At 53.6% G+C, this 21,100-nt stretch carries 20 protein-coding genes, 1 tRNA gene and 1 pseudogene; 8 read left to right on the top strand and 14 right to left on the bottom strand.

The genetic code is table 11. The annotated features are described in order from the left end of the window. The first annotated feature begins 1 nt into the window (after position 1). The gene (gene gppA, locus ACSZPU_RS04810; RefSeq protein ID WP_498996038.1) at positions 2–1,486 is read left to right on the top strand and encodes a guanosine-5'-triphosphate,3'-diphosphate diphosphatase; all 1,485 of its coding nucleotides are present in this window, start codon (positions 2–4) and stop codon (positions 1,484–1,486) included. A gap of 38 nt (positions 1,487–1,524) precedes the next feature. Here the strand turns inward: gppA and rep are convergent, their stop codons facing one another. After that, on the bottom strand, positions 1,525–3,546 hold the full coding sequence (gene rep / locus ACSZPU_RS04805; protein ID WP_498996035.1) for a DNA helicase Rep: 2,022 nt from the start codon (positions 3,544–3,546) through the stop codon (positions 1,525–1,527). Between the two features lie 111 nt (positions 3,547–3,657). On the opposite strand from rep, the gene ppiC (ACSZPU_RS04800) reads away from it, so the two are divergent. Both ppiC (ACSZPU_RS04800) and ppiC (ACSZPU_RS04795) read left to right on the top strand, forming a co-directional pair. After that, positions 3,658–3,939 (top strand): peptidylprolyl isomerase PpiC, encoded by a 282-nt coding sequence (ppiC, locus tag ACSZPU_RS04800; RefSeq protein ID WP_498996033.1) that lies wholly within the window; start codon positions 3,658–3,660, stop codon positions 3,937–3,939. 12 nt (positions 3,940–3,951) lie between these two features. Continuing rightward, complete coding sequence (gene ppiC, locus ACSZPU_RS04795) at positions 3,952–4,272, top strand: peptidylprolyl isomerase PpiC (protein ID WP_343195645.1); 321 nt, start codon at positions 3,952–3,954, stop codon at positions 4,270–4,272. A 42-nt stretch (positions 4,273–4,314) separates the two neighbouring features. Here the strand turns inward: ppiC (ACSZPU_RS04795) and ACSZPU_RS04790 are convergent, their stop codons facing one another. Together ACSZPU_RS04790 and ACSZPU_RS04785 are read right to left on the bottom strand one after the other, a co-directional pair. Continuing rightward, on the bottom strand, positions 4,315–4,692 hold the full coding sequence (locus tag ACSZPU_RS04790; protein WP_498996029.1) for a DUF1360 domain-containing protein: 378 nt from the start codon (positions 4,690–4,692) through the stop codon (positions 4,315–4,317). Next, positions 4,670–5,128 (bottom strand): Rrf2 family transcriptional regulator, encoded by a 459-nt coding sequence (locus ACSZPU_RS04785; RefSeq protein ID WP_498996028.1) that lies wholly within the window; start codon positions 5,126–5,128, stop codon positions 4,670–4,672. Before ACSZPU_RS04785 ends, ACSZPU_RS04790 begins: the two co-directional genes overlap by 23 nt. 179 nt (positions 5,129–5,307) lie before the next feature. On the opposite strand from ACSZPU_RS04785, the gene ACSZPU_RS04780 reads away from it, so the two are divergent. Then, entirely contained in the window at positions 5,308–5,934 is a 627-nt protein-coding gene (locus ACSZPU_RS04780) for a class I SAM-dependent methyltransferase (RefSeq protein WP_498996026.1), read from the top strand. 70 nt (positions 5,935–6,004) lie between these two features. Here ACSZPU_RS04780 and ilvC read toward each other — a convergent pair whose 3' ends face one another. Beyond that, positions 6,005–7,480, bottom strand: coding sequence for a ketol-acid reductoisomerase (ilvC, locus tag ACSZPU_RS04775; RefSeq protein ID WP_498996023.1), 1,476 nt, complete (start codon positions 7,478–7,480; stop codon positions 6,005–6,007). A 278-nt stretch (positions 7,481–7,758) separates the two neighbouring features. Here ilvC and ilvY point away from each other — a divergent pair, with 278 nt between their 5' ends. Further along, positions 7,759–8,667, top strand: a complete 909-nt coding sequence (gene ilvY, locus ACSZPU_RS04770) for an HTH-type transcriptional activator IlvY (RefSeq protein ID WP_498996021.1) — start codon at positions 7,759–7,761, stop codon at positions 8,665–8,667. Positions 8,668–8,671: 4 nt separating this feature from the next. Here the strand turns inward: ilvY and ACSZPU_RS04765 are convergent, their stop codons facing one another. Continuing rightward, positions 8,672–9,376 (bottom strand): DUF2461 domain-containing protein, encoded by a 705-nt coding sequence (locus tag ACSZPU_RS04765; RefSeq protein ID WP_498996019.1) that lies wholly within the window; start codon positions 9,374–9,376, stop codon positions 8,672–8,674. 388 nt (positions 9,377–9,764) lie between these two features. Between ACSZPU_RS04765 and fabV the strand changes: the two genes are divergently transcribed. After that, complete coding sequence (fabV, locus tag ACSZPU_RS04760; RefSeq protein WP_498996017.1) at positions 9,765–10,958, top strand: enoyl-ACP reductase FabV; 1,194 nt, start codon at positions 9,765–9,767, stop codon at positions 10,956–10,958. 65 nt (positions 10,959–11,023) lie between these two features. On the opposite strand, the gene ilvA is transcribed toward fabV, so the two are convergent. From ilvA to ilvL, 7 genes are all read right to left on the bottom strand, one after another. Next, a complete protein-coding gene (ilvA, locus tag ACSZPU_RS04755; RefSeq protein ID WP_498996016.1) occupies positions 11,024–12,568 on the bottom strand; it encodes a threonine ammonia-lyase, biosynthetic in 1,545 nt (514 codons plus the stop codon). A gap of 2 nt (positions 12,569–12,570) precedes the next feature. Continuing rightward, positions 12,571–14,421: a dihydroxy-acid dehydratase gene (gene ilvD / locus ACSZPU_RS04750; protein ID WP_498996014.1), complete on the bottom strand. Its 1,851-nt coding sequence runs from the start codon at positions 14,419–14,421 to the stop codon at positions 12,571–12,573. Between the two features lie 160 nt (positions 14,422–14,581). Beyond that, positions 14,582–15,508 (bottom strand): branched-chain amino acid transaminase, encoded by a 927-nt coding sequence (locus ACSZPU_RS04745; protein ID WP_498996011.1) that lies wholly within the window; start codon positions 15,506–15,508, stop codon positions 14,582–14,584. A 16-nt stretch (positions 15,509–15,524) separates the two neighbouring features. Continuing rightward, complete coding sequence (gene ilvM, locus ACSZPU_RS04740) at positions 15,525–15,788, bottom strand: acetolactate synthase 2 small subunit (protein ID WP_039076997.1); 264 nt, start codon at positions 15,786–15,788, stop codon at positions 15,525–15,527. Then, a complete protein-coding gene (gene ilvG, locus ACSZPU_RS04735) occupies positions 15,785–17,431 on the bottom strand; it encodes an acetolactate synthase 2 catalytic subunit (protein WP_498996007.1) in 1,647 nt (548 codons plus the stop codon). The genes ilvM and ilvG overlap by 4 nt, the downstream gene beginning before the upstream one ends. Positions 17,432–17,433: 2 nt before the next feature. Then, entirely contained in the window at positions 17,434–17,484 is a 51-nt protein-coding gene (ilvX, locus tag ACSZPU_RS04730) for a peptide IlvX (RefSeq protein WP_139223077.1), read from the bottom strand. Between the two features lie 86 nt (positions 17,485–17,570). Beyond that, complete coding sequence (gene ilvL / locus ACSZPU_RS04725) at positions 17,571–17,669, bottom strand: ilv operon leader peptide (RefSeq protein ID WP_032229281.1); 99 nt, start codon at positions 17,667–17,669, stop codon at positions 17,571–17,573. Positions 17,670–18,011: 342 nt separating this feature from the next. Here ilvL and ACSZPU_RS04720 point away from each other — a divergent pair. Next, a pseudogene (locus ACSZPU_RS04720) lies at positions 18,012–19,539 on the top strand (YifB family Mg chelatase-like AAA ATPase). Between the two features lie 24 nt (positions 19,540–19,563). Here ACSZPU_RS04720 and ACSZPU_RS04715 read toward each other — a convergent pair. After that, positions 19,564–19,902 (bottom strand): MaoP family protein, encoded by a 339-nt coding sequence (locus ACSZPU_RS04715; protein ID WP_498996004.1) that lies wholly within the window; start codon positions 19,900–19,902, stop codon positions 19,564–19,566. Between the two features lie 118 nt (positions 19,903–20,020). On the opposite strand from ACSZPU_RS04715, the gene hdfR reads away from it, so the two are divergent. Continuing rightward, positions 20,021–20,842, top strand: coding sequence for an HTH-type transcriptional regulator HdfR (hdfR, locus tag ACSZPU_RS04710; protein WP_498996001.1), 822 nt, complete (start codon positions 20,021–20,023; stop codon positions 20,840–20,842). A gap of 98 nt (positions 20,843–20,940) precedes the next feature. On the opposite strand, the gene ACSZPU_RS04705 is transcribed toward hdfR, so the two are convergent. Beyond that, a tRNA-Trp gene (locus ACSZPU_RS04705) sits at positions 20,941–21,016 on the bottom strand. Positions 21,017–21,100: the final 84 nt, after the last annotated feature.

Genomic DNA, 21,100 nt, shown 5'->3' with positions numbered 1-21,100 from the left:
CATGCTCGCTTCCGCCTCGCTCTATGCGGCTATTGATTTAGGCTCAAACAGTTTTCATATGCTGGTTGTGCGCGAGGTGGCTGGAAGCATCCAGACGCTCACCCGCATCAAACGCAAAGTCCGCCTGGCTGCGGGTTTGAGCCAGGAAAATGTGCTTTCGCAGGAAGCGATGGAACGCGGCTGGCAGTGTCTGCGTCTTTTTTCTGAACGGCTTCAGGATATACCCCCGGCACAGATTCGTGTCGTCGCTACGGCCACATTGCGTCTGGCAACGAATGCCGGTGAGTTCATCAGCAAAGCGCAAGAAATCCTCGGCTGCCCGGTGCAGGTCATCAGCGGTGAGGAAGAAGCACGCCTGATCTATCAGGGCGTTGCGCATACAACTGGCGGCTCTGACCAGCGTCTGGTCGTCGATATTGGCGGAGCCAGTACCGAACTCGTTACCGGCACAGGAGCGCAGGCCACCTCGCTATTCAGCCTGTCGATGGGCTGCGTCACCTGGCTTGAGCGCTTTTTCACCGATCGCAACCTCGGGCAGGAAAATTTCGACGCAGCAGAAAAAGCCGCGCGCGATGTGTTACGTCCGGTTGCTGACGAACTCCGCCGTCACGGCTGGCAGGTCTGCGTTGGTGCTTCCGGTACCGTCCAGGCATTGCAGGAAATCATGATGGCGCAGGGGATGGATGAACGCATTACCCTCACCAAACTCCAGCAGTTAAAACAACGCGCCATCCAGTGCGGGCGTCTGGAAGAGCTGGAGATTGAAGGCCTCACGCTGGAGCGTGCGTTGGTTTTCCCAAGCGGGCTGGCTATCCTCATCGCCATTTTCACCGAGATGAATATCCAAAGCATGACGCTGGCAGGTGGCGCACTGCGTGAAGGGCTGGTTTACGGCATGCTGCATCTGACCGTCGATCAGGACATTCGTCGTCGCACACTGCGTAATATCCAGCGCCGCTTTATCATCGACACCGATCAGGCAAAACGTGTTTCCACCCTGGCAACGCAATTTGCTGATGAGGTGGCAACTGGCTGGGATCTGGATGCTTACAGTATCGAAATCCTGCAAGTTGCCAGTGAACTTCACGAAATTGGCTTAAGCATTGAGTTTAAACAGGCTCCGCTGCACGCGGCCTGGCTGGTGCGTAATCTGGACTTACCGGGTTTCACACCTGCGCAGAAAAAACTGCTCGCAACGCTGCTCTTAAACCAGACCAATCCGGTCGATCTCTCTTCTCTTCATCAGCAAAATGCCGTCCCGCCTCGCGTGGCTGAACACCTTTGCCGCTTGCTTCGTCTGGCCATTATTTTTGCCAGCCGTCGCCGCGATGATCTTCTGCCGTGTATCGACATCATGGCCAAAGGGGAAGCATTGACTCTGGTACTGCCGCAAGGCTGGCTGGAAAGCCATCCGCTGGGTGCAGAGTTGATTGAGCAGGAAAGTCAGTGGCAAAGCTATGTGCACTGGCCGCTTGAGTTGAAATAAACGGATTTTGCCTCTCCCTGCCGGGAGAGGCGAGATAATCACTTCTCTTTCGCTTTTGCCATCATCGCCCGTATATTGGCGATACTGGCCTGTCCTTTTTGCATCCTTTCTTCGGCAGTAATGACCTTACGCTCTTGCTCCCAAATCACATCATCTTGCGGCAATTCCAACAGGAAGCGGCTCGGTTCCGGGCGCACCAGCTCACCGTACTGACGGCGTTCTTTGCATAAAGTGAAAATCAGTTCTTTCTGTGCACGGGTAATGCCCACGTAGGCAAGGCGACGCTCTTCATCAATGTTCTCTTCATCGATGCTGCTTTGGTGCGGCAGGAATCCTTCCTCCATCCCCACCATAAACACGTATGGAAACTCCAGACCTTTCGAGGCGTGCAACGTCATCAGCTGTACCTGATCCGACTCTTCATCGCTTTCACCGCGTTCCATCATGTCGCGCAACGTAAAACGGGTCACAACCTGATCCAGCGTCATCGGATCGTTCAGCTCATCACCTTCCAGCATCTCCGTCATCCAGGAAAAGAGCGTGTTGACGTTTTTCATGCGCATTTCCGCAGCTTTCGGGCTGGGTGAGGTCTCAAACAACCAGGATTCATAATCGATGCCATGAATCAGATCGCGCACGGCGGCAATCGGCTCGCGTTCCGCCAGGCGCTGGACCTCGCCAAGCCAGTGGGTAAAACGGGTAAGCGATTCATAGCCACGCCCGGTCAGCGTCTGATTCAGCCCGACGTCGAAACTGGCGGCAAACAGGCTTTTGTTACGCACCATCGCCCACTCGCCCAGCTTTTGCAGCGTCGCCGAGCCGATTTCACGTTTTGGCGTGTTTACAATGCGTAAAAAGGCACTGTCGTCATCCTGATTGGTCAGGATCCGCAGATAGGCCAGCAAATCTTTGATTTCCGGGCGCGAGAAGAATGAGGTTCCGCCCGAAATCCGGTATGGGATGCGGTTTTGCATCAGGAATTTTTCGAACACCCGAGACTGATGGTTACCGCGGTACAGGATGGCGTAATCCTTGTATTCTGTCTTGTTGATAAAGTGATGGGCAATCAATTCACCGGTCACGCGCTCCGCTTCATGCTCCTCATTATTCGCCGTCAGAACCTTAAGCTCAGCACCATAGCCCAGCTCAGAGAACAGGCGTTTTTCGAACACATGCGGGTTGTTCGCAATCAGGATGTTTGCGGCTTTCAGAATACGCCCGGATGAGCGGTAGTTTTGCTCAAGCTTGATCACCTGCAATGCCGGAAAATCTTCATTCAGCAGCACCAGGTTTTGCGGACGCGCACCGCGCCAGGAGTAGATGGACTGGTCATCATCGCCCACCACGGTAAAGCGCGCACGTTGCCCGACCAGCAGCCTGACCAGCTCATACTGGCTGGTGTTGGTGTCCTGATATTCATCCACCAGCAGATAGCGAATTTTGTTTTGCCAGCGCTCACGCACCTCTTCATTACGCTGCAGCAGTAATGTCGGAAGCAAAATCAAATCGTCAAAATCGAGCACATTACAGGCTTTCAGATGCGCATCGTAAAGGCTGTAACAGTGGGCAAAAATACGATCCCGCTCGCCCATGGCGCGCGCTGCCGCCTGAGGAGGCGTCAGCAGATCGTTTTTCCAGTTCGAGATCGTCGAGATCAGCTGTTGCAGCACCACTTTGTCGTCGTCGATCACCCCCTCGGTCAGATCCTTGAGTAAGGCGACCTGGTCGGTATCGTCGAAGAGGGAGAAATTGGATTTCATCCCCAGCGCGGCAAATTCCCGTTTAATGATATCGAGGCCCAGCGTATGGAACGTGGAGATCATCAACCCACGCGCCTCTTTGCGCCCCAATGTTTGCCCGACACGCTCTTTCATCTCACGCGCCGCTTTGTTGGTAAACGTCACCGCCGCGATATGGCGCGCCTGATACCCGCACACGCGGATCAAATGGGCAATTTTATTGGTGATAACACGGGTTTTGCCCGAGCCAGCACCCGCCAGCACCAGGCAGGGTCCGGTAACAAATTCGACGGCTTGTTGTTGGCCAGGATTTAAACGCATGGTGGTATTGCTCAATCTTCGAACGGGGGAAGGATTGTAGCAGAAAGCCTGCCGGAGATTTACCTGCCAATGGTAAAGTGTGGGGACTTCTCTCAACAACGGAACGCAAACATGGCGAAGACAGCGGCAGCGCTGCACATTCTGGTGAAAACCGAAAAACTGGCGCAGGAAATTATGACAAAGCTGGAGAAGGGCTCAAGTTTCGACCACCTGGCAAAGCGCTATTCCACCTGCCCTTCGGCACGCAACGGCGGGGATCTGGGCGAATTCAAACAGGGCGTGATGGTAGGGCCGTTCGACAAAGCCGTGTTCAGTTGCCCGTTATTGCAACCCTTTGGTCCGGTCAAAACCAAGTTTGGCTATCACATCATCAAGGTGCTGTATCGCCGCTAACGCGTGCTACTATTGCGCCCGTATTTATACCAACCTCATCAAGGCGCAATCATGGCAAAAACAGCGGCAGCAATGCATATTCTGGTGAAAGAAGAGAAACTGGCACTCGATCTTCTGGAACAGCTTAAAAACGGTGGCGATTTCGAGAAGCTGGCAAAAAAACACTCAACTTGCCCTTCCGGCAAGAAAGGTGGCCATTTAGGCGAGTTCAAACAGGGTCAAATGGTGCCAGCCTTTGATAAAGTGGTCTTCTCCTGCCCTGAGCTGGAGCCAACCGGCCCGCTGCACACCCAGTTCGGTTATCACATCATCAAAGTGCTGTACCGCAAGTAATTCGTGTATGAAGTCTCTCCATTCAAGAGAGGCTTTCTTGTTTTATTTATGTGATTGCAGCGTTTTTTGCGCTTCAAACTTCATCACGTGTGTACTGACCGCTGCCTGAAATACCTTAAACATCAATCCATTAATCAGCGTCGTCAGGGTAATGGTGATAAACGCCGTCATCACCCAGTCAATCAGCACAAAGCCGCTGTGCAGTAACGCCGGGCGATAAACCAGCATCCCGCCAAACACCACCCAGTGACTCAGGCAGTAAAAGCACTGGAAAAGGTGCCCCACCATCGCGTTTTTTTTGGCGGTCCATTCACGAAATGCGGCAAACAATTCTGTTTGCGTCACCGTCATTGAAATACTGCTGGCGGCAAGCGCGATCATCAGACAGGTCGTCAGCTCAGTCATTAATGTGGAAATCATGGTTATGGCCTTTTTCATTGAAGTAACTGATAAATTCTGCCCCCACGTCCTGCAGCGTCAGGTTTTTAAAACGCTCCAGAATCAGCGACTGCGCATCAGCCAGCGTGGATGACATTACCCGGTTAACCCCCTGTTCAACCAGGCACTGAGGGTTCTCGCTACGATTTCCCAGCGCAAACAGCGCCGGCGAACCTAAAGCGATATAGATATCGTGGAGTGTGACCTCGCTGGCGGGACGACAAAGCCGCCAGCCACCGTGGTGGCCTTTTGTTGCACACACAATCTGGCTTTCCCGAAGCCCGGCAAGAAGCTTACGAATGAACGCCGGGTTACCGTCTATAAAGGCAGCCATCTGTTCCGACGTCATCGGCTTATCTGCCTGCTCCATGTGCAGCAGGATGTGGAGTGTCGCTGAGAATGAGTTATTTATTTTCATGTAACTTACGTTATTACATGAATCTGAATTCAACAATCGATGAATAATAAAAAACATCAAGAACACAGATAATGTATTGATTTTATAATGAATATAAATATTCAGAGGTAAATATTGACCTCATGGCGACTTATGTTACTTTGTTTATTACATGATATTTATTGCTAAGCGAGGCGTCAATGCACAACGTTGCTCAAACATCTGTCGAGTTCTGGGAGAATCATTACGACACCATGTCACCCCGCTCGAACGGCATTCCAGGTAAGATTCTGGTGCGCTTTGTCGATAGCCTCTCTCCCGGCAACGCATTGGAATTAGGCTGTGGGCGCGGGGATGATTCGGTCTGGCTGGCCAAAAAGGGATGGCAGGTGACCGCCGTTGATTTATCACAGCGGGCGCTGGAGTATGCCGCCGCCAATGCGCAGAGATCCGGCGTCAGCGAGCAGGTAACCTTTGCTCAATACGATCTGACGCAGTCTTTTCCGACAGGGAGTTATGACCTGATTGTGGCCTCGTTTCTCGAATCGCCGCTGACGTTTGCTCGCTTTACGATTTTCCGCACTGCACTTACGCACGTTGCGCCAGGCGGAATGCTGCTCATTACCTCACACGCGAAGCCACCGTCATGGTCACAACATGCAGACAGACCGTTCCAGTCGGCCAAAGAGGCGATGGCATCACTTGAGCCACTCTCTGCAGACTGGGAAATTCGCTTCTGTGATGATGTCGCGAGGGTAATGCGCGGGCCAGAGGGACAAGAAGGGAATGTGTCGGATTCGGTCATCGCTCTGCGCCGCAAAAAATAAACCCGGCAGCACGAACGCTTACCGGGTCTGTATTTTTCACCCTCTCCTTACGGGAGAGGTGTGAGGGAAATCAGCCTGCTACAGCGATACGTTTCATATCGGTCATGTAGCCACGCAGTTTCTTACCAACCGCTTCAATCGGGTGAGCCTGAATATCTTCGTTAACATCACGCAGTTGCGCGTTGTCGACGGAGCCTTCGGCAATCGCCTGACCCAGGTCGCCAGTCTGCAGGGTGGTCATAAACTCTTTCAGCAGCGGTACGCAAGCGTAAGAGAACAGGTAGTTACCGTATTCTGCGGTATCGGAGATAACCACGTTCATTTCATACAGACGCTTACGGGCGATGGTGTTCGCGATCAGCGGCAGCTCGTGCAGAGATTCGTAGTACGCGGACTCTTCGATGATGCCGGAATCAACCATGGTTTCAAACGCCAGCTCAACGCCCGCTTTCACCATAGCGATCATCAGAACGCCTTTATCAAAGTACTCCTGCTCGCCGATTTTGCCATCGAACTGGGCAGCGGTTTCGAACGCGGTTTTACCGGTCTCTTCGCGCCAGGTCAGCAGTTTCTTATCGTCGTTCGCCCAGTCAGCCATCATGCCGGAAGAGAATTCACCGGAGATGATGTCATCCATGTGTTTCTGGAACAGCGGCGCCATGATGCCTTTCAGCTGTTCAGACAACGCATAAGCACGCAGTTTTGCCGGGTTGGACAGACGGTCCATCATCAGCGTGATACCGCCCTGTTTCAGCGCTTCGGTGATGGTTTCCCAGCCGAACTGAATCAGTTTTTCTGCGTACGCAGCATCGGTACCTTCAGCCACCAGCTTGTCGAAGCACAGCAGAGAACCGGCCTGCAGCATGCCACACAGGATAGTCTGCTCACCCATCAGGTCAGATTTCACTTCCGCAACGAAGGAAGATTCCAGAACGCCCGCACGGTGACCGCCGGTCGCCGCTGCCCAGGCTTTCGCAATCGCCATGCCTTCGCCTTTCGGATCGTTTTCCGGGTGAACCGCGATCAGTGTCGGTACACCGAAACCACGTTTGTATTCTTCACGAACTTCGGTACCCGGGCACTTCGGGGCCACCATCACAACGGTGATGTCTTTACGGATCTGCTCGCCCACTTCAACGATGTTGAAACCGTGAGAGTAACCCAGCGCCGCGCCATCTTTCATCAGCGGCTGTACGGAACGCACCACGTCAGAGTGCTGTTTGTCCGGCGTCAGATTAACCACCAGATCCGCCTGCGGAACCAGCTCTTCGTAAGTCCCAACTTTGAAACCGTTCTCGGTCGCTTTACGCCAGGACGCACGTTTTTCTGCAATCGCTTCGGCACGCAGTGCGTAGGAGATGTCCAGACCGGAGTCACGCATGTTCAGACCCTGGTTCAGGCCCTGCGCGCCACAACCGACGATGACCACTTTTTTACCCTGCAGGTAGCTTGCGCCATCGGCGAATTCGTCGCGCGCCATAAAGCGACATTTACCCAGTTGCGCCAGCTGCTGGCGCAGGTTCAGTGTATTAAAGTAGTTAGCCATGGTGATTCCTCGTGATGGTGTCTTGTTTTTATACTCTATGGATTTCGAGTTACAGGAAGGCGACCAGTCAGTGAATCCCCAGGAGCTTACTCAAGTAAGTGGCTGGGGTGAGCGGATGCAGGCAACGCACCTGTAACTTGAAAGACGACGAGTATATTGTTCGGTTCGCTGTAGTGCGAGAATGTACCCACATTACAACAGGAAATGTGTTGCTTAAATTGATATATTAACAATGTGACATTGCAATTTTTGCAACATGAAAATGTGGAGTGTATCTCATGGATTTACGCGACCTGAAAACCTTCCTGCATCTGGCGGAAAGCCGCCACTTCGGCCGCAGTGCGCGCGCCATGCACGTCAGTCCCTCCACACTGTCAAGACAGATTCAACGTCTGGAAGAAGACCTTGGCCAGGCGCTGTTTGTCCGCGATAACCGCACCGTCACGCTCACCGAAGCAGGCGAAGAGCTGCGTAATTTTGCCCAACACACCCTGCTGCAGTATCAGCAGCTTCGCCATACGCTCGACCAGCAAGGCCCGTCGCTCTCGGGTGAACTCCATATCTTTTGTTCGGTAACAGCCGCCTATAGCCATTTGCCGCCCATTCTTGATCGCTTCCGCGCGGAGCACCCGTCGGTTGAAATCAAACTCACGACCGGCGATGCGGCAGATGCGATGGAAAAAGTGGTGACCGGCGAGGCCGATCTCGCGATTGCCGGGAAACCGGAAACCCTGCCCGGCGCCGTGGCTTTCGCGATGCTGGAAAATCTGGCGGTGGTATTGATTGCCCCGGCGCTTCCTTGCCCGGTGCGTAATCAAATCTCGGAGGAAAAACCAGACTGGTCAACGGTACCCTTTATCATGGCCGATCAGGGGCCGGTTCGCCGCCGTATTGAACTCTGGTTCCGCCGACAAAAAATCAGCAACCCTTCCATTTACGCCACGGTAGGTGGACACGAAGCGATGGTATCCATGGTCGCACTGGGTTGCGGCGTGGCCCTGATTCCGGAAGTGGTGCTGGAAAACAGCCCTGAGCCGGTGCGCAACCGAGTGATGATTCTGGAACGCAGTGATGAAAAAACGCCGTTTGAACTGGGTGTTTGCGCGCAGAAAAAGCGGCTGTACGAGCCGCTTATTGAGGCATTCTGGAAGATTGTGCAGGAACGGAAGGGCGAAGACGCAAAATAACGCGTTATAAATCTGCCGGGTCGATCTGCTTCATCGTTTCAACGGTCATCAGCCATTGATACAACGGCTCAAGCTGGCGGAATCCCTCATCCAGCAGATTAACCAATCCGGCGTGGAATAGCTTTTCCACGTCGTTATCGGTCACCATCACGGCGAAAGTTTTGCACTGATACCAGTTGGCAATCTCCGGATCGAGATCTTTCACTAACTGCCGCTTATAACGCTCAGCCTCCAGGGCAAACGGCGGCTGGCAGCATTCATCGGCCATCTCCAGAAACTGCGTTGGGCGTTGTTTCAACGTATGGCGGAATAGATCCATCGTCGATTTGCTGGCGCTGTAATACCCCAGGCCATAGCGCAGGGTGTCCGGGCTGATTTCGAAGAAGTAAACCGGCGCATCCGTCCAGTTCTTCGCCGAACGTTTGAAGGTCAGCCACATCCGGCTGCGGTAAAGCGATTTGTCATGTGAGAAACGGGTATCGCGATGAATACGCGACAGCGTTTTGCCGATCGCTGAGCGCGTTTCCAGCAGAGGATCAATCTCAAGCATCGTGGGGGCTAAGTCATCCACCAGCGCCCGAAAAGGGGTAAGGATGCTGCGATCGTAAATGAAACGGTGCTCTTCAAACCACGTCTTATCGTTCTCAATCCGCACCTGTTGAAGAAAATCGAGCCCTTCTTGCGCAAATCCCTGAAAGCGTCCCGCCATCTGCCTGCCTCGCTGATTAGTGTTATGACTGGCTTCAGAACTATCGCCAATTCCCACTAAGCGCAACCTGAAATCATGCTCTTTACAGGTGCCTGGCGTCAGCAGGCATCATGCCTAAAATCAGTGGTAGATTCAGTATTGACGTTCCTTTTCTGTATAATGCCCCGTGCCATAATAGATAGACGGGATTTGCATTACTGAGAATGCCAGGCGAATCAGCCGGTTCCGTGGCCGATGTTTGTCAGACCACCTCCTCGTTGAGTTTTATTTAAGGTGCTGAAAACAGAGGTGTAGTGGGGGGCTTGTTAACTATGTCGTTAAGCAAGCCAGAACAGACGGTGTCATTGCGCACTTGACAGCGAAAATACAAACTTAATTAGCCATCATTATGATAATCAAACCAAAAATTCGTGGATTCATCTGTACAACGACCCATCCGACTGGCTGTAAAGTCAACGTGGAAAAACAGATCGCGTACGTTAAGCAAAACGGGAAAATCGAGAATGGCCCTTCCCGCGTTCTGGTGATCGGTGCTTCCACCGGTTACGGCCTTGCGTCCAGAATTTCCGCCGCCTTTGGCAGCGGTGCCGCCACCATCGGCGTATTTTTCGAAAAACCGGGCACGGACAGCAAGCCAGGTTCCGCAGGCTGGTATAACTCTGCCGCCTTCGATGAGGCCGCAAAACGTGAAGGTCTGTATGCCAAAAGCATCAACGGCGACGCGTTCTCCGACGAATGCCGTGATGAAGTAATCAAACTCATCAAAGAAGACCTGGGTCAGATCGACTTAGTCGTTTACTCACTGGCTTCCCCGGTGCGTAAAATGCCGAAAACCGGTGAAATCGTCCGTTCTGCGCTGAAACCAATCGGCGAGGTTTATACCTCTAAAGCGATTGATACCAACAAAGATCAGATCATCACCGCCAGCATTGAGCCGGCAACCGAAGAAGAAGTGCAGAACACCGTTACCGTCATGGGCGGCGAAGACTGGGAACTGTGGATGGGTGCGCTGAGCGAAGCAGGCGTGCTGGCTGACGGCGTGAAAACCGTGGCCTATTCCTACATCGGTACCGACCTGACCTGGCCAATCTACTGGCACGGCGCGCTGGGCAAAGCGAAAGAAGATCTCGACCGCGCGGCGGGTGAACTGCGTAACCAGCTGGCTCCGCTTAACGGTTCCGCGAACGTTGCGGTATTGAAATCTGTTATCACCCAGGCGTCTTCTGCGATTCCGGTGATGCCACTGTACATCTCCATGGTCTTCAAGCTGATGAAAGCGCAGGGGATTCATGAAGGTTGTATTGAGCAGATCAACCGCCTGATGACCACCAGCCTGTACGGCGACAAAGTGGAGCTTGATGACAACCAGCGTATCCGCATGGATGACTGGGAGCTGCGCGAAGACATTCAGCAGGCATGCCGCGATCTGTGGCCGCTGATCACCACCGAAAACCTGGCACAAGAAACTGACTATGCAGGATACAAGCAGGAATTCCTGAATCTGTTCGGTTTTGGCCTGGACGAAGTGGACTACGACGCTGATGTGAACACCGAGGTCGAATTCGACGTGATCACGCTGTAATCTTCTGATTCAGATGTAAAAAAAGGGTTCATGTGAAAACATGAACCCTTTTTTAATGGCGGCCGTTAACCCGCCAGGAAGAAGCGAAACGCCGGATTGTTGGTCTCATCGTGGCAGTCGTAACCAAGCTCATTGAGGCGGGTTTCAAAATCCGGCTCATGGTCGCCCAGTTCGAATGCCGCCAGCACGCGACCATAGTCGGTACCGTGGCTGCGGTAATGGAACAGCGAGATATTCCAGTGCGTACCCAGCGTATGCAGGAATTTCAGCAGCGCGCCAGGCGATTCCGGAAACTCAAAGCTGAAAAGACGCTCGGTGAGAGGTTTAGACGGACGTCCGCCGACCATATAGCGCACGTGCAACTTGGCCATTTCGTCATCAGACAGATCCACCACGCTGTAACCGCCCTCGTTCAGCAGTTGCAGGATCTCTTTACGTTCTTCCAGCCCGCGGCTTAACCGCACGCCGACGAAAATGCAGGCATCTTTGGCATCGGCAAAACGATAGTTGAACTCAGTAACCGAACGGCCGCCCAGCAGCTGGCAGAATTTCAGGAAGCTGCCCTTCTCTTCCGGAATGGTGACCGCCAGCAGTGCTTCGCGTTGTTCACCCAGCTCACAGCGTTCGGAGACATAGCGCAGACCGTGGAAATTCACGTTGGCACCGGAAAGCACGTGCGCCAGGCGTTCACCACGGATCTTGTGCTGGGCGATGTATTTTTTCATCCCCGCCAGCGCCAGCGCGCCAGAGGGTTCAGCCACCGCACGCACGTCTTCAAACAGGTCTTTCATTGCCGCACAGATGGCGTCACTGTCGACCGTCACGATGTCGTCAATGTATTCCTGGCACAGACGGAAGGTCTCATCGCCAATACGTTTGACGGCAACACCTTCGGCAAACAGCCCGACGCGAGGGAGATCCACCGGATGCCCGGCTTCAAGCGCCGCTTTCAGGCAGGCGGAATCTTCGGTTTCAACGGCAATGACTTTGATTTGCGGCATCAGTTGCTTAATAAGCACCGCAACACCCGATGCCAAACCACCGCCGCCAACCGGCACAAACACGCGGTCAATGTGTGCGTCCTGCTGCAGCAGCTCCAGCGCCAGGGTACCTTGCCCGGCAATCACCATCGGATGATCAAACGGCGGCACCCAGGTAAAACCCTGTTGCGCAGACAGCTCAAGCGCTTTGGCTTTGGCTTCGTCAAAATTCGCGCCATGGAGCAGCACTTCTCCACCAAAGCCACGCACGGCATCCACTTTGATATCTGCGGTTGCCGTTGGCATCACGATCAGGGCTTTGACACCCAGACGAGCAGAAGAATAGGCCACGCCCTGGGCATGGTTGCCTGCCGATGCGGTGATCACACCGCGGGCTTTCTGCTCGGCGGTTAACCCCGCCATCATGGCGTAGGCTCCGCGAAGCTTAAAGCTGTGTACCGGCTGACGGTCTTCACGCTTCACCAGCACAACGTTGTCGAGGCGCGAAGAGAGTTTTTCCATTTTCTGCAGGGGGGTTACCTGCACCGCTTCATAGACTGGTGCGCGTAGCACCGCCCTGAGATACTCTGCCCCCTCAGGGGAGCCGGATAGGGGTTGTGAATCTGCCATGATTAGCCACCCAGTTTCGATTTATCACGCACTGCGCCTTTGTCTGCACTGGTTGCCAGGCTGGCGTAAGCACGTAATGCGAAGGAAACCTGACGTTCACGATCTTTCGGCGTCCAGGCTTTGTCACCACGGGCTTCCTGCGCTTCACGACGCGCAGCGATTTCCGCATCGCTCAGTTGCAACTGGATACCGCGATTCGGGATATCGATAGCAATGATGTCGCCATCTTCGATGATCGCAATATTGCCACCGCTGGCCGCTTCCGGAGATACGTGGCCGATAGACAGGCCGGATGTGCCACCGGAGAAACGTCCGTCGGTGATCAACGCACAGGCTTTGCCGAGCCCCATTGATTTCAGGAAAGTCGTTGGGTAGAGCATTTCCTGCATGCCCGGCCCGCCTTTCGGCCCTTCGTAACGGATAACCACAACGTCACCCGCAACCACTTTACCGCCAAGGATCGCGTCCACAGCCGTATCCTGGCTTTCGTATACCTTCGCCGGACCGGTGAATTTGAGGATGCTGTCATCCACGCCTGCGGTTTTTACGATACAGCCGTTTTCGGCGAAGTTGCCGTACAGCACGGCCAGACCGCCATCTTTGCTGTAGGCGTGTTCCAGAGAACGGATGCAGCCCTCAGCGCGATCACCATCCAGCGTATCCCAGCGGCAATCCTGCGAGAACGCCTGAGTGGTACGAATGCCAGCAGGACCGGCGCGGAACATTTTTTTCACCGCCTCATCCTGGGTCAGCATCACATCGTACTGATCCAGCGTTTGCGGCAGGGAAAGACCGAGAACGTTTTTCACGTTACGGTTCAGCAAGCCAGCGCGGTCCAGCTCGCCAAGGATGCCCAGTACGCCGCCCGCGCGGTGCACATCTTCCATATGGTATTTCTGCGTACTCGGCGCCACTTTACACAGCTGCGGCACTTTACGGGACAGCTTGTCGATATCACTCATGGTGAAGTCGATTTCCGCTTCCTGAGCCGCCGCCAGCAGGTGCAGAACGGTGTTGGTGGAACCGCCCATGGCGATGTCCAGCGTCATGGCGTTCTCAAATGCTTCTTTGCACGCGATGTTACGCGGCAGCGCGGAGGCATCATCCTGCTCGTAGTAGCGTTTGGTCAGCTCCACGATGCGCTGGCCCGCGGTGAGGAACAGTTCTTTACGGTCGGCGTGGGTTGCCAGCAGCGAGCCGTTGCCCGGCTGCGACAGGCCCAACGCTTCGGTCAGACAGTTCATCGAGTTGGCGGTGAACATACCGGAGCAGGAACCGCAGGTCGGGCAGGCAGAACGTTCAACCTGCTCGCTCTGAGAGTCGGATACTTTCGGATCCGCGCCCTGAATCATCGCATCAACCAGGTCGAGTTTGATGATTTTGTCAGAAAGCTTGGTTTTGCCGGCTTCCATCGGACCGCCGGAAACGAAGATCACCGGAATATTGAGGCGCAGTGACGCCATCAACATCCCAGGGGTGATTTTGTCACAGTTGGAGATACAGACCATGGCATCGGCGCAGTGGGCATTGACCATGTATTCCACGGAATCGGCGATCAGTTCGCGCGATGGCAGTGAATAAAGCATGCCGCCGTGACCCATGGCGATACCGTCATCGACGGCAATGGTATTGAACTCTTTTGCCACACCGCCGGAGGCTTCAATCTGCTCAGCAACCAGCTTACCGAGATCGCGCAGGTGTACGTGCCCCGGCACGAACTGGGTAAACGAGTTCACGACAGCAATGATCGGCTTACCGAAATCAGCGTCTGTCATCCCGGTGGCGCGCCACAGCGCGCGGGCACCCGCCATATTACGCCCATGGGTGGTGGTGGCGGAACGGTACTTAGGCATGCTTTAGTTACTCCCAGTCTGTCTTTCCCCAGCATACTTCACGCCGCAGGTGCGTTGGCTACCTCGCTCACCCCCGTCACTTACTACAGTAAGCTCCTGGGGATTTGCTGCGTTGTCGCCTTCCTGCAACGTGAATTATTTTGGGGAAATATTAATTTTGTTATTGGTTTACTGAATCCAACCAGCCCCATTTATCTTCGGTTTCACCGGTGAAGAGGCCAAAGAATGCTTGCTGAATACGTTTAGTGACCGGGCCGCAGCGGCCTTCGCCCACCTGAATACCATCAACGCTACGAACCGGCGTGATTTCTGCAGCCGTACCGGACATGAACACTTCGTCAGCCAGATACAGGGATTCGCGGGACAGCGTCTGCTCACGCACTTCCAGGCCCAGATCCTGCGCCAGTTTGATGATGGCATCACGGGTAATACCCGGCAGTGCAGACGAGGTGAACGGCGGAGTAAACAGCACGCCATCTTTCACTTCGAACAAGTTTTCACCCGCACCTTCTGAAATATAGCCGTTCACGTCCAGCGCGATACCTTCCTGGTAGCCATGACGACGCGCTTCGCTACCTACCAACAGGGAAGACAGGTAGTTACCACCTGCTTTTGCTGCAGTCGGGATGGTGTTCGGTGCAACGCGGTTCCAGGAGGAGACCATCGCGTCGATCCCCTGATCCAGCGCTTCTGCGCCAAGGTATGCCCCCCACGGGAAAGCGGCGATGATCACATCCGTGGTGTAACCATCCGGCGGGTTAACGCCCATACCCACGTCACCAACGAATACCAGCGGACGAATATAGGCGCTGGTCAGGTTGTTTTTGCGAATCACCTGACGGCAGGCTTCCATCAGTTCATCAACGCTCTGAGAAACCGGGAAACGATAAATTTTGGCGGAATCACGCAGACGCTGCATATGTTCACGATGACGGAACACCACTGGCCCTTTGTGCGAGTCGTAGCAACGGATGCCTTCAAACACGGAAGTACCGTAGTGCAGTGCGTGGGACATGACGTGTACCTTCGCTTCTCCCCACGGAACCATCTCGCCATTGAACCAAATGTAATCAGCTTTCTTCGTCATTTTAATTCCTTTGCGCTTAGGCGCGGATCTGTTGTGATGATGTTGTACATTGCTGGATATCAACCCGGGCGACGTCGACCAGTTTGCTTAACTGGCTAAACAGTAATTCGACGGGGCGAGGGCTGGCAACGGTCAATTCAATATTTATATTTTGCGCGTCGGTGGCAGCTTCCATGTTCATCGAGCAAACCTGAAAGCCACGGTGGCGCACCACACGCAATACACGTTCTAACGTTTCCGGATTGAAGCGGGCCTGCACAGCGACCTGATGTTGCATCATGATAATTTCTCCAGCATTTCTGCATTACTGGCACCGGGTGGTACCAACGGCCAGACATTCTCAAGCTCGTCGATTGAGACATGAAGCAGGTAAGGCCCCTCGCAGGACAGCATGGTGTCGAGTGCCGCTTCAACCTGGTCTTTACGGGTGATGTGCTGGCCGGGGATGCCGAAGGCGCTGGCCAGAACGAGGAAATCGGGGTTATCGGTAAGGGTCGTTTCGCTATAACGTTCGTTGAAGAATAACTGCTGCCACTGGCGAACCATGCCTAAACGCTGATTGTCCAGTAACACGATTTTCAGCGGTAACTTTTTGCGTTTTACGGTGCCGAGTTCCTGAACATTCATCATGAAGGAACCGTCACCGGAGATACAGATTACCGTATCATTCGGGCGTGCCACCTGCGCCCCAACGGCAGCGGGCAGGCCAAAGCCCATGGTGCCTAAGCCACTGGAGGTGATGAAGTTCTCCGGGCGGGTATAGGTCATATGCTGAGCGGACCACATCTGGTGCTGGCCAACGTCGGTCGTGACCACGCTGTCTGCCGGTTTGCGATCGGACAATTGTTTCAGCAGCAGCGGCGCGTAGATAGATTCGCCCGGATGGTCGTAACGCCAGGCGAACTCTGTAAGCATGTCGGCATTAAACTGACGCCATTCGTTGATTTCCAGTGCCTGCTGCAGCGCTGGCAGCAGTGCATTCAGGTCGCCTTGCAGGCTGACATGGGCCTGGCGCAGTTTGTTCATCTCCGCCGGGTCGATGTCCATATGGATTACTTTGGCATTTGGCGCAAAGGTGTTCAGTTTGCCGGTGACGCGATCGTCAAAACGGGCACCTACGGCGATCAGCAGATCGCACTCCTGCACCGCCAGGTTCGCGGCTTTGGTGCCGTGCATCCCCAGCATGCCGAGATACCATGGATAGCTATCTTCAACCGCACCGAGGCCTTTCAGCGTGCAGGTGACGGGCATTTGAGTAACGGTGAGGAACTCACGCAGCGCCGGAACCGCCTGCGCCATCCCTACGCCACCGCCTACGTACAGCATCGGCTTTTTGGCCTGAGCCAGTATTTGGCTCGCCTGTTCCATTTCCGCATGAGGGAAAGAGAACTCATCTTCAACGGTGGAGAAATGCGGTTCCAAATCGCCGGACGCTAACTGGATGTCTTTAGGAATGTCGACCAGAACGGGGCCAGGACGGCCTGAGTTTGCCACCTGGAACGCTTGCGCCATGATACGCGGCAGCTCTTCCAGGGACTGCACCAGAAAACTGTGCTTGGTGCAGGCCAGCGACAAACCGAGAACGTCCACTTCCTGAAAAGCATCGGTACCAATGAACGGGGCGGCAACCTGACCCGTTATCGCAACGACAGGAACGGAATCTAACAGAGCGTCAGCCAGGCCCGTGATCAGGTTGGTAGCACCCGGACCGGACGTGGCGATACAGACACCGGTTTTCCCTGTCGAGCGCGCATAACCAATTGCTGCCATGGCCGCGCCCTGTTCGTGTCGGCACAACAGGTGTTCCACGCCGCCGTCATACAATGCATCGTAAACCGGCATAATTGCGCCACCCGGATACCCAAAGACCGTATCAACCTGCTGTGCCCGCAACGCATGTACTACCCACTGTGCGCCATTCATAGTTAGTTCCCCGCCGTAAATCGGGAGAAACAGAATTTTGTGCTATTACTCATTCTCTGCTCCTCGTTTATGTTTTTAGGTCATAAAAAAACCCCCGGACCTTTCGGTGCGGGGGTCTTAGTTCGTTAAGGCTTGATTTCTAAGCCTTTCCTCGTCCAAGTGCAGCCCCGCACGGTGGGATAATAATCACCACCACGCTAATCACAATCAGGCTAATCACTCGTAGAAGGGCTGTCATTTTCTGTACGTTCTGGCTTCGTGTTCGAAGGAATACCTAAAGAGTTATCACAGATATGAGACATGACACAAGATTTTTTTATGACATGCTTTTTTATTAGCAAAACAATTTCGATAAAACGCATTGTTTTTTATAAAGAAAAACTTAAATGAAATAATTTCATTTTTTTCGCCAGCGGAACGGCTTTCTGACCCACCCCCGCAACATACGAGGCGAATTCCAGAAATAAAGTGCATCGCCTGCAATCACTCAAAAAGCGTGGAAGCCTGCGCGTAAACCTTCCTTTTCCTGCAAGGCCATCCTCCATTTGGCGCGCATACTTGGCTTTAACAAGGAGGCGTTATGACGTTGTCGGTTATCTACACACGCGCAGCATTGGGGGTTTGTGCGCCGTTAATCACCGTAGAGGTGCACATCAGCAACGGTCTTCCCGGCTTAACTATGGTGGGTCTACCGGAGACAACGGTGAAGGAAGCCCGGGATCGCGTACGCAGCGCAATCATCAATAGCGGCTACGAATTTCCCGCGAAAAAGATCACTATTAATCTGGCACCGGCGGATCTGCCCAAGGAGGGAGGGAGATATGATTTACCTATCGCGATTGCGCTTCTCGCGGCTTCTGAGCAATTGCAGGCTAACCATCTTCATAGGTTTGAGTTCGTCGGCGAATTGGCCCTTACAGGAGCGCTGCGTGGCGTTCCCGGGGCAATATCCAGCGCCATGGAGGCGATCAAGGCAGGCAGGTCCATTATTGTCGCCACGGAGAACGAAGCTGAGGTGAGCCTGACGGGAACAGAGGATTGTTACATTGCCGAGCATCTGCAGGCAGTATGTGCCTTTCTTGAAGGCAAACATGAGTTATCTTCCCCTTCACCGCTTTTCACCAGCAATACTGCGGATTCAACACAACATGATTTAAGTGATGTCATCGGTCAGGAACAAGGTAAGCGTGCGCTGGAGATTACCGCAGCGGGTGGGCATAACTTGCTGCTGATCGGCCCACCGGGCACGGGAAAAACCATGTTGGCCAGCAGGCTTGGTGCATTGTTGCCGCCGCTGAGCAATCAGGAAGCACTGGAAAGCGCGGCAATCCTGAGCCTGGTCAATACCTCCGGATTAATACGCCAGTGGCAACAGAGGCCATTTCGCGCACCTCACCATAGTGCCTCGCTCACGGCGATGGTGGGTGGTGGCGCAATACCTGGGCCAGGGGGAAATCTCGCTGGCACATAACGGTGTGTTGTTTCTCGATGAGCTCCCCGAGTTTGAACGACGGGTACTGGACGCGTTACGTGAACCCATCGAATCAGGGCAAATTCATATTTCCCGTACGCGAGCAAAAGTGACTTACCCTGCCCGTTTTCAACTCATTGCCGCCATGAATCCCAGCCCAACAGGACACTATCAAGGGAACCATAACCGCAGCACACCAGAGCAGACACTGCGCTACCTTGGTCGGTTATCCGGGCCGTTTCTTGATCGCTTTGATTTATCGCTCGAGATCCCTCTCCTTCCACCCGGCATGTTGAGCCAGAAGCAGCATATCAGCGAAAAGAGTAGCGCCGTTCGCACACGCGTGATTGCTGCGCATGAACGGCAGTATCAACGGCAAGGGAAGCTTAACGCGTTACTGGAAAACAGTGAGATGAGGGATTTTTGCGTGCTTACGCAGGCCGATGGGCAGTGGCTGGAAGAAACACTGGTGCGACTTGGTCTCTCGGTAAGAGCCTGGCAACGTTTGTTGAAGGTAGGAAGAACCATTGCCGATCTGGAAGACGCGGAAAGTATTCAGCGAGACCATCTGCAGGAAGCACTCAGCTATCGTGCCATCGACAGATTGCTTATTCACTTGCAGAAAATGTTGGGATAAAAAAGGGGCCGTAGCCCCTGTTTTTTAATCGTCAGATTCCGTGTAGTCCTCATTCCCTTCCATCTGCGGTTTGCCGCCGGACAGGGTATGAAAACGCTTTGGACGCTTAATGCGTGACATATACTTAGACCACACACGTTCTGCTTCAGTATCTGGCTCGCGCTGGCCACGGCATACAGCGACGAAACGGATTTCTTCTTCCGTTGTCGGTTCACGCTTACCGAGATCCAACTCATTAAAAGCATAACCGTGACGCTCAAGCAGTTGAGCTTCTTTGATGGTGAAATCACCATGACGGGAAAACCCGCGCGGATAATGTTTGTTGTCAAAAAAACGATTAGTCGTCGTAAAGCTTTCCGCCATCCTGCACGCTCCTAATTCTTTGGCCGAGCTATTTATGGCGCGGAGTATTAGTTACGCTTGACAGAGTGTAAAACAAAAGATTTAAATCATTACGACAAATAATTTTGCGGAGAAACCTGTGGATACGGAATTGCTAAAAACTTTCCTGGAAGTCAGCCGAACTCGCCACTTTGGGCGTGCCGCTGAAGCACTCTATTTGACACAGTCAGCCGTGAGCTTTCGTATTCGTCAGTTAGAAAACCAGCTTGGGGTGAACCTTTTCACTCGCCATCGCAACAACATACGCCTGACGGCCGCTGGAGAAAAACTTCTTCCTTATGCCGAAACATTGATGAGCACCTGGCAAGCGGCGCGCAAGGATGTTGCTCATACATCGCGACACAATCAGTTTTCTATCGGGGCAAGTGCCTCGCTATGGGAGTGCATGCTCAGTGACTGGCTTGGAAGGCTTTACCAGCTCGAGGAAAGTCTGCAATTTGAAGCACGAATTGCACAGCGACAATCGCTGGTTAAACAGCTACATGAGCGTCAGCTTGATCTCCTGATCACGACAGAAACGCCGAAAATGGACGAATTTAGCAGCCAGTTACTGGGACATTTCACCCTTGGCCTCTACTGCTCGACGCCCGAAAAAGCGAAGTCACAGCTAAATTATCTGCGCCTGGAATGGGGCCCGGATTTTCAGCAGCATGAGTCTGAATTGATTGCCAGCGACGATGTGCCGACATTAACCACCAGTTCCGCAGAGGTCGCTCATCAGCAGCTGACGCTATTAAATGGATGTGCCTGGCTGCCCGTATCCTGGGCTGCACAGAAAGATGGACTGTATGTTGTTTCTGATAGTACGACGCTATCCCGACCGCTATACGCCATCTGGTTACAAAATAGCGATAAGCAAAGTCAGATCCGTGATCTATTGAAAATAAAGGTAATGGAATAAAACTAGCGCATCCTTTACTTTACGGGTGCGTTCGGATCGTTTTCATCGGAAAAAAGCAAAAAAAATCCTTTGCCTAAGCAAAGGATTTTTTCTTTTTCTGGCAGGGGCGGAGAGACTCGAACTCCCAACACCCGGTTTTGGAGACCGGTGCTCTACCAATTGAACTACGCCCCTAAATAGGGTGGCGGAACGGACGGGACTCGAACCCGCGACCCCCTGCGTGACAGGCAGGTATTCTAACCGACTGAACTACCGCTC

Origin of the sequence: Phytobacter sp. V69, assembly GCF_965644215.1 — a bacterium.
Classification (GTDB): Bacteria; Pseudomonadota; Gammaproteobacteria; order Enterobacterales; family Enterobacteriaceae; genus Phytobacter.
Note: the sequence above shows the minus strand (reverse complement) of the source record. Positions and strands in the feature narration are given on the sequence as shown.